We start from the raw sequence: 8,210 nt of genomic DNA, 5'->3' as shown, positions 1-8,210 counted from the left end.
CGGCGCCGCCCGAGCCGCCGGGGCCGAAGCCACCGCCGCCCCCGCGGCCGGCGCCCCCGCCGACCTTGGAGTTGTAAGCCTCGTCGCCGCCGAAGTTCATGCCGCCCATGGGCATCGGGCTCATCGGCGGCATGCCGCCGAAGGACTGGTTCGGGTTCGGCGTCGACCCACCCGGGATCGAACCCGGCGTGAAGCCGGACGGCGTGGTCGTCCCGGCCGGGAGCAGACCCGCGCCGGTGGTCGACCCGGGACCGGAGAACTGCGGCGTGCCGGTGGTGCCGGGGATGTTGCCGGTGGTGAAGTTGTTGGTGCTGCCGCCCGGCGTGTTCACCGAGTTGGAGCCCGGCATGTCCACCTTGGAGGGCGTGTTGATGCCGTTCTTGTCATCGGGCCCGTTGGGATCACCGGTACCACCGCCGGTGCTGAAGCTGGGCGGCGGGGCGAAGGCGGGCTGCTTCGACGCGGCCTCGTAGAGGTTCTTGTCGTAGGTCGACATGACGCTGGCGGCCTGGTCGTGCGCCGCCTGGCTGTCCTGCTGCTTCTGGAGGGACTTGTCGACGTTGTCCGGCAGGCTGAACGGGTTCGACGTCGCCCAGGACTTGAACTCGTCACCCCAGGAGAACGGGATGGGGGCCGGCATGGAGTTCTTCGCCGTGGCGGCGGCTTGGCCCTGGTCGTAGATGGTCTCCGAGGCGAGCTTCGCGTTCTGCGAGTTCGCGTCGGACCACTTGCCGAGGCTGGTGAAGTACTGCTGGGCGTTGGTCGCAGCGGTGCCTTCCCAGGTGCCCTTGGAGGCGTTGACCGCGGTGTTCATCGACGTGGCGAACTTGTCGAAGACCTGGTGGACCTTGTGGTAGGCCGTCGAGACCTCGGACACCTGCTCGACATCGAGATTGCTCTCCAGGTACGCCTGGAGCTGGGTGTGCTCGTTGCCCTTGTAGTCCGCGTTCGGCGCGTTCAGGCCTTGGACGTACTCGACGTCGCGCCCCTTGGTGGCGTCGGCGACGTTCTTGTCGCCGAGCTCCTGGGACTGGTTCTTGGCCTTCTGCTGGGCCATCCACTGCTGGAGCGGCCCGAAGAGCCAGTTGCCCGGGTCGACACCCTCGTCGGCCTTCTGCTGCAGGTAGGCATCGCGCTCGGCGGGCGCCATGTCCTGGACTTCCTGGGGCGTCTTGTCCGCGGTCTTCGGCGGCGGACCCTGTCGCGTCGTCATCTGGGTTCCCCTATCCCTTCGGCAACCGCGGTTCGACAGCGGCCTTGGCGACCGCTTCCGCAATCTGGCAAGCCTCGTCCGCCGAGCCGACGCCGATCACCGCTACGTCGACCCGCGACGATTCGCCCACCGGCAGCGCGAGCGTGCACCCGTCGACCGAGCCGCCGCCGGGCGCCTCCTTCGCCTGCCGCCCGTTGATGTCCTTGTCGATGACTCCGCCACCCGTGTCGTTCACCTGCGCGACCGACGCGGTGTCGCGGATGTTGGCGCCGATCACCATGGACTTGTCGCTCGCGGAGGCGATCTTCTTCTGGTACTTGCAGCTGCGCGCGCCACTGATCGTCTGGCTCTGCGGTGGGTTGAACTCGCCGTAGCTGCTGAGGTCGCTCGTCTCGATGAGCGAGCAGGCATCGGTGATCGACTGGGTCCCACCGCCGGCCGAGGACGACGAAGAGGTCTCCGGGGCCCCGGATTCACTGGCCGAGGGCGGCTGGGCGGGAGACGCCGTGCCGCCCTGGGTGCTGGTGCACCCGGCCAGGAGGGCCCCGCCGGCGAGGAGCGGCAGTACGACTCGGAGGAGAAGTTTGGTCATTACCTCAGGCCTGCTTGGTCTGGAGCGCGGCGAAAGCGTCGTTCTCGGTGCCCTTGTACAAGCCCGCGGCCCTGGCGAGTGCTTCGTCGGCCTGCTGGGCGACCTGCCTGAGCTTTGCCAGGACCTGAGTGGCCGAGCCGTCGGCCTCCGAGGCGCTCTTCTGGTCGTGCGAAGCGACGGTGTGCCCGTAAGGGTGGTTGCCGAGCTTCGGGGCCTGGTCAAGCGCCATCGTGTCGAAGCTGAGGTTCGCGAGGTCGTTGACCAGCTCGGTCAGCGCGTCCCGCAGCGGCTTCACACCTTCGGGGGTGATCTTGAAACCGCCACCCTTGGCCGCGTCGACCAGCTTCTGCGTCTCCGCCGTGACGCTCTTGACCGCCGCGCTCATACCGGCGGAAGAAAGCGGGTTGACGATGTCCGACATCGAGCCGCCGCCGCCGTCAGCTATCAACATCGCTGTTCCACCCCGAATCGCTTCGCCCGTGCGTGTGCACCCGGGAGTCTACTAGCCGGGCACCCTGCGCAACGGCTGTTCACCGATCTTCACTTTTGGACGTCGCAAGCCCACGGCGGGTTCCCGACCGTCAGAACTGGCCTTCGAGCTGGGCGTACAGCTGCTGGGCCAGGCGGGCGTTGTCGGCCGGGGCGTAGGTGATCCAGCGCTGGCCGTCCGCGGCCGCGCGGGAGGACATCAGCCAGCGGCCGGACTCCGTGTCGAACCAGGCCAGGGGCGGGAACGTGCCGCCGCGGGTCTGGGCCGTGAACTGGCCCACGCGCTTCTTCGGCTCCTGGAACACCCGCTCGATCATCCGGAGCTGCGGGCCGCCGCCGCTGCTCGGGGAACGCGGGCCGCTCACTCCCGCGAACGGGTCGTACGCGTCGTCGCGGCGCTGGTGGCGTGGCTGGGCGGCCGGGCGCGAGATGGTGACCGACTGGCCGGGCGCCGCCGGGGTCAGCGGGAGGAGGTCGACGATCGCCGGGACGATGCCCGTCGGGCGGACCTCCTCGAAGACGATCAGGTTTTCGTCCTGGCGGGCGAGCACCGCGAACTGGCCGTCGGACGCCACCCGCGCGAAGAGGTGGCGGTCGCCCAGCTCGGCGGCCGCGTTGATCACCACGCTGCCGCGGACGAACGTGGCCAGCGCCAGCTCGGCGTCCGCGTCGAGCCGGCCGCGGCTCCACAGCCCGCGGCCGGTCAGGTCGCGGACGACGGCGTCCCGGATCATCGCGCGCTGCTCGACGGTCGTGCCCACGTGCGGGACCTCGAACGGCGTCGGCGCGCGGCCGAATCCCAGGTGCTCCAGCAGGATGTCCACCGCTGCCAGTGACAGCGAGAACGAGTGCGGCATCGCTTCCATCCCCCGTTTCGTCGGCCCCACGGTAGACCACGGCTCCGCCCTCAGCGAACCCGCTTGCCGCGGCAAGATCGCCGCTGGTCCGATGGACGCATGGCCGACCCGAAACCCGCACTCGTCCTGCACCTCGCCACCGGCGGGGAACCGCTGCTGTTCGCACTGAAGACCGAAGGATCCGCCGAGCTGGCGGGCAGGCTCGCCCAGCTCGTGCGGACCGGCGCGGTCGAGACGGTGACCACCAAGGACCACTCGGAGGTCGCGATCAACTTCGCCCACGTGGCCGCCGCGTACGTCGACGACCTCACCCGGAAGAGCACGGTGTTCGGCATGCACGGCTGACGCACGAAGGCCGCCTCACGACGAGCGTGAGACGGCCTTCGCGGAGCCTGGACTCAGAGCTTGTAGAGGCGCTGCCAGTTCTCACGCGACGTGAGCTCCGGCATGGCGCGCTTGTACTGCTCCTGCACCGCCGCGCCTTCCTTGCGCAGCCGCTGGACCACCTTCGCGCCGCGCTTGGCCAGGTCGAACATCTTGACCTTGTCGTACGAGCGGACGCGGACGCCTTCCTGGTTCGCGTCGGTGACCACCGCGGTGTCGAACAGGGCGATGTGCCACCAGTTCGCCTCGTCGATCGGCACCGCGCCGAGGCCGAAGCGGCTGCGGCCGAGGACGCGGTCGAGGACGCGCTTGATCAGCACCAGGCGCTGCATGCTGGGCCGCGGCGCGCTGTTGATGATGCCGATGTCGTTGGACGCGATACCCGGGACGTCGGTGGCCTTGTGGCGCTTGGTCTCCGGGTACTGGTCCCGGATCCGGCGGATCTCCTGCATCGCCTCCACCCCACCGTCACGCAGGATCTCCGGGCCTTCGAGGAAGTCCTCGACGGCCTTGATCAGCGTGGCCGACAGCCCGTACTGCATGCCGAGCAGGTAGCGCACCAGCTGGGCCAGCAGGACCCGGGAGAGCAGGTTGAGGTTGAACGGCGAGTGCAGCGCCGCGGTGATGATCGAGTTGCGCAGGTTGAAGTACCGGTGCCACTCGTCCCAGTCCTTCATGTGGAAGTCCGCGTGCCACACCCCCGCACCCGGCAACGTCACCGTCGGGAAGCCGTGCGCGCGGGCGCGGTAGGAGTACTCCGCGTCGTCCCACTGGAAGAAGAACGGCATCGGGTAGCCGGTGGCCTGCACCACCTCATACGGGATCAGGCACGACCACCAGCCGTTGTACCCGGCATCGAGGCGCCGCTCCTGCCGGTTCGGCTTCAACGTCTCCTCGTCCACGCCGAGCAGGTCGGCGGTGGTGAGGGAGTGCTCGACCGGCTGACCGGGTTCGAGGGTGTTGAGGCGGGCGTATTCGGCGCCGACGTGCAGCTGGTTGGGGTGGAACAGGTTCAGCATCTGGCCGCCGACGATGATCGGGTTGGCGGCGCGGTTGGAGAACGCCGTCATCCGGATCACCAGGTCTGGCTCCAGCAGCACGTCGTCGTCCATGAACAGCACGTTGGCGTGTTCGGTGGTGGTGTGCCCGGCCACCTCGTACAGCCCGCGGGTGAACCCGCCGGCACCGCCGAGGTTGGGCTGCTTGATGTAGTGCAGCTTGTCGCCGAGGTCCTTGGCGACCTGCTCGAACCCGTCACGGGACTCGACGAGGTCGGTGCCCTGGTCGGCGACGTAGATCGCGTCCAGGGTTTCCAGCGACGACACGTCCGCGGCCAGGGCTTGGAGGTTTTTGAGGCAGTCGTCGGCGCGGTTCATCGTGCAGATGGTGACCGCGGTCGGGCGGATCTTCTCCGGCGCTTCGACCGTCCAGCGGACCTGCTCCACCCGCAGCGTCTGCCCACCCTCGGTTTCCAGGTCGAGCCAGAGGGCGCCGCCGTCGTAGAACTTGTCCAGCTTCGACGTCAGCGTGACCTTCGCCTGCTTGGCGTTCGCGACCTGCTCGGCCTCGACCACGCGGGGTTCGCCTTCGACGTCGGAGGCGCCCATCGACAGCAGGCCGGTGCCGGTCACGACGGCCTCGACCGACACCTCGGTGACGGTGGACCAGCGCTGCCAGTAGGAGGCCGGGAAGCGGCCGAAGTACGTGTTGCCCGACACCTTGGAGGCGGGCTCCAGGGTGATCACCGCACGTTCCCGCACGGCCGAGCCCCACTCGAGCTCGGCGTAGAGGTCCTTGCTCACGATCGGCGCGGGGCCGGCGTAGAGCCCGCGCTGCGCCGTCAGGCGGCCCTGCGGAGTGTGCTCGGTGAACCGCGTCTCGGCGGCCGCGCCGGCTGTGGTGGTCGGCGCCGGGGTGGCTGTTTTACCGGGCATCAGGTTCCTCAGTTCTCCTCAGTCGACGGCTCGCGGAAGACGACCCACTTGAGCATCACGAAATTGATCACCGTGGCAGTCGCCTGCGACACGGCCCAGCACAGGGTGTGCTGCCACGCGGACTCCGGCAGCACCTGCAGCATCAGCTGGTTCACCCCGACCGCGACGAAGAACGTCACGGTGTAGAGCAGGACGAACGAGCCGACCTGCGCCTTCCCGTCGCGCCGTCCGCCGGAGAAGGTGAACTTGCGGTTCAGGAAGAACGCCGTGGTGGTGCCCACGATGAAACTGATAGCGCGAGCGACGTCGACCCACGGTGAAGTGGCCATCCCGGCCACCTGGGTGAGCAGCGTGTACGTGCCCAGGTCGACCAGGGCGCAGAAGCCGCCGATCAGGGCGAAGCGAATGAGCTGCCCCAGCAGTCCGATGGACGGCTGCGCAGCTGCTACGTCGGCTTGCGGATCGGTCGCCACCACTGCTTTACCTCGTTGCCTGAGTCATGGTCACCCGCGCGGGCGCTTGTGCCTTGATGCGCAAAGTGTAGAAGCGAGCACTTCAGGGTCACGTTCCGGGCGTCGTTCGGCGTGGCTACCCTGGTCGGGTGACCCAAGCACCCGACACACAGCGTCGCACGCTCACGGGCTGGGCGCGGACGGCACCGACCACCGCCGACGTGCTGAGCACCGCGGACGTCGAAGTCATCGCACGCGCCGTCACGCAGGCCGGCGAGCGCGGCGTCATCGCCCGCGGGCTCGGCCGCTCCTACGGCGACCCGGCGCAGAACGCAGGCGGCCTCGTCGTCGACATGACCGCACTGAACCGGATCCACTCGATCGACCCGGACAGCGCGCTCGTCGTTCTCGACGCCGGCGTGAGCCTCGACCAGCTGATGCGGGAGGCGCTGCCGTACGGCCTGTGGGTCCCGGTCCTGCCCGGCACGCGCCAGGTGACCATCGGTGGCGCGATCGCCAACGACATCCACGGCAAGAACCACCACAGCGCGGGCAGCTTCGGCAACCACGTCGTGTCGATGGACCTCATCACCGCAGACGGCAACGTCCGCACGCTGACGCCGGAGGGCCCGGACGCCGAGCTGTTCTGGGCGACCGTCGCCGGCATCGGCCTGACCGGCATCATCACCCGGGCCACGATCCGGATGAAGAAGACCGAAACCGCCTACTTCTCCGTGGACGCCGACCGCACGGCGAACCTCGACGAGACGCTCGGGCTGTTCACCGACGGCTCGGACCTCGGGTACGACTACTCGATGTCGGTGCCGGACCTGATCTCGTCCGACGGCCGGCTTGGCCGCGCCACGTTCTCGCGGGGCTCGCTGGCGACGGTGGACCAGCTGCCGCCGAAGCTGCGCAGCCAGCCGCTGAAGTTCGACGCGCCGCAGCTGCTGACCCTGCCGGACGTCTTCCCGAACGGCCTGGGCAACAAGCTCACCTTCGGGTTGATCAACGAGCTGTGGCAGAAGACCGTGCCCAAGAAGGGCGCGCGCGGCAAGATCCAGAACCTGACGCAGTTCTACCACCCGCTCGACATGATCAGCGAGTGGAACCGGGCGTACGGCTCGAAGGGTTTCCTGCAGTACCAGTTCTCGGTGCCGTTCGGCGCCGAAGACCAGCTCAAGGCCATCTGCCGCAAGATCTCCACGTCCGGCAACTACTCGTTCCTGAACGTGCTCAAGCGGATGGGCGACGCGAACCCGGCACCGATGTCGTGGCCCTCGCCCGGCTGGATGCTCAGCGTGGACTTCCCGATCAAGGACGGCCTGAGCCGCTTCTGCCAGGAGCTGGACGAAGACGTGCTGGCCGCGGGCGGGCGGCTGTACACCGCGAAGGACTCGCGCACCTCGCCCGAGACGTTCGCGAAGATGTACCCGCGGCTCGAAGAGTGGCGCAAGGTGCGCGCCGCCGTTGACCCCGAAGGCGTTTTCGCCTCTGACATGAGCCGGAGGCTCGAGCTGTGATCGACGCTGTTGGCAACCCCCAGTCCCTGCTGCTGCTCGGCGGCACGTCCGACATCGCCCTGGCGATCGCCGAGAAGTACCTGGCCGAGAAGCCGCTGCGGGTCGTGCTCGCGGCCCGTCCCTCGCCGCGGCTCGACGCGGCCGCGCAGCGCCTGAAGGACAAGGGCGCCGAGGTGTCCACTGTGGACTTCGACGCCAAGGACACGGCGTCGCACCCGGCGGTGCTGGCCAAGGCGTTCGAGGGCGGCGACATCGACGTGGCGGTCGTCGCGTTCGGCTTGCTCGGCGACCCCGAAGAGGTCTGGCAGGACCACGCGAAGGCCGTCGAGCTGGCGACCGTGAACTACACCGCCGCGGTGTCGGTCGGCGTCGCGCTGTCGGAGAAGCTGAAGGTCCAGGGCCACGGCACGGTGATCGCGCTGTCGTCGGTGGCCGGCGAGCGCGTCCGGCGGTCCAACTTCGTCTACGGCTCGACCAAGGCCGGTTTCGACGGCTTCTACCTGGGTCTCGGCGAGGCCCTCGCGCCGCACGGCGTGAAGGTGACCGTCGTCCGCCCGGGTCACGTCAAGACGAAGATGACCGAGGGCCTCAAGGACGCTCCCCTGGCGCAGACGGCCGAGCAGGTCGCCGAGATCGCCGTCTCGGCCGCGCGCTCGGGCAAGGACCTGGTGTGGGCGCCCGCGCCGTTCCGGCTGGTGATGTCGGCGCTGCGGCACGTCCCGCGGCCGATCTTCCGCAAGCTCCCGATCTGAGGTCTCAACCCCGG

General features: G+C 68.9%; 9 protein-coding genes. 3 read left to right on the top strand and 6 right to left on the bottom strand.

The genetic code is table 11. The features are described 5' to 3' along the window. The 4 genes from AB0M83_RS12905 to AB0M83_RS12890 form a co-directional block, all read right to left on the bottom strand. On the bottom strand, positions 1-1,213 hold a 1,213-nt coding region (locus AB0M83_RS12905), incomplete at its 3' end, for a hypothetical protein (protein WP_364516393.1). Positions 1,214-1,223: 10 nt separating this feature from the next. Further along, positions 1,224-1,805, bottom strand: coding sequence for a DUF3558 family protein (locus tag AB0M83_RS12900; RefSeq protein WP_364516391.1), 582 nt, complete (start codon positions 1,803-1,805; stop codon positions 1,224-1,226). 4 nt (positions 1,806-1,809) lie between these two features. Next, positions 1,810-2,256: a hypothetical protein gene (locus AB0M83_RS12895; protein WP_364516389.1), complete on the bottom strand. Its 447-nt coding sequence runs from the start codon at positions 2,254-2,256 to the stop codon at positions 1,810-1,812. 130 nt (positions 2,257-2,386) lie between these two features. After that, a complete protein-coding gene (locus AB0M83_RS12890; protein ID WP_364516387.1) occupies positions 2,387-3,151 on the bottom strand; it encodes an ESX secretion-associated protein EspG in 765 nt (254 codons plus the stop codon). A 99-nt stretch (positions 3,152-3,250) separates the two neighbouring features. Here AB0M83_RS12890 and AB0M83_RS12885 point away from each other — a divergent pair, with 99 nt between their 5' ends. After that, a complete protein-coding gene (locus AB0M83_RS12885) occupies positions 3,251-3,496 on the top strand; it encodes a hypothetical protein (protein ID WP_364516385.1) in 246 nt (81 codons plus the stop codon). A 53-nt stretch (positions 3,497-3,549) separates the two neighbouring features. Here AB0M83_RS12885 and AB0M83_RS12880 read toward each other — a convergent pair whose 3' ends face one another. Continuing rightward, positions 3,550-5,469, bottom strand: coding sequence for a glycosyltransferase (locus tag AB0M83_RS12880; RefSeq protein ID WP_364516383.1), 1,920 nt, complete (start codon positions 5,467-5,469; stop codon positions 3,550-3,552). 8 nt (positions 5,470-5,477) lie between these two features. Continuing rightward, positions 5,478-5,945 (bottom strand): GtrA family protein, encoded by a 468-nt coding sequence (locus tag AB0M83_RS12875; RefSeq protein ID WP_364516381.1) that lies wholly within the window; start codon positions 5,943-5,945, stop codon positions 5,478-5,480. A 125-nt stretch (positions 5,946-6,070) separates the two neighbouring features. Between AB0M83_RS12875 and AB0M83_RS12870 the strand changes: the two genes are divergently transcribed. Both AB0M83_RS12870 and AB0M83_RS12865 read left to right on the top strand, forming a co-directional pair. Next, positions 6,071-7,444 carry an FAD-binding oxidoreductase gene (locus tag AB0M83_RS12870; RefSeq protein WP_364516379.1) on the top strand — a complete coding sequence of 458 codons (1,374 nt, stop codon included), beginning with the start codon at positions 6,071-6,073 and terminating at the stop codon, positions 7,442-7,444. Further along, a complete protein-coding gene (locus tag AB0M83_RS12865) occupies positions 7,441-8,196 on the top strand; it encodes a decaprenylphospho-beta-D-erythro-pentofuranosid-2-ulose 2-reductase (protein WP_364516377.1) in 756 nt (251 codons plus the stop codon). Before AB0M83_RS12870 ends, AB0M83_RS12865 begins: the two co-directional genes overlap by 4 nt. The last annotated feature ends 14 nt before the right edge of the window (positions 8,197-8,210 follow it).

This window comes from Amycolatopsis sp. NPDC051106, from assembly GCF_040682775.1.
Taxonomy (GTDB): domain Bacteria; phylum Actinomycetota; class Actinomycetes; order Mycobacteriales; family Pseudonocardiaceae; genus Amycolatopsis.
This window is presented reverse-complemented; position numbering and strand designations above follow the sequence as displayed.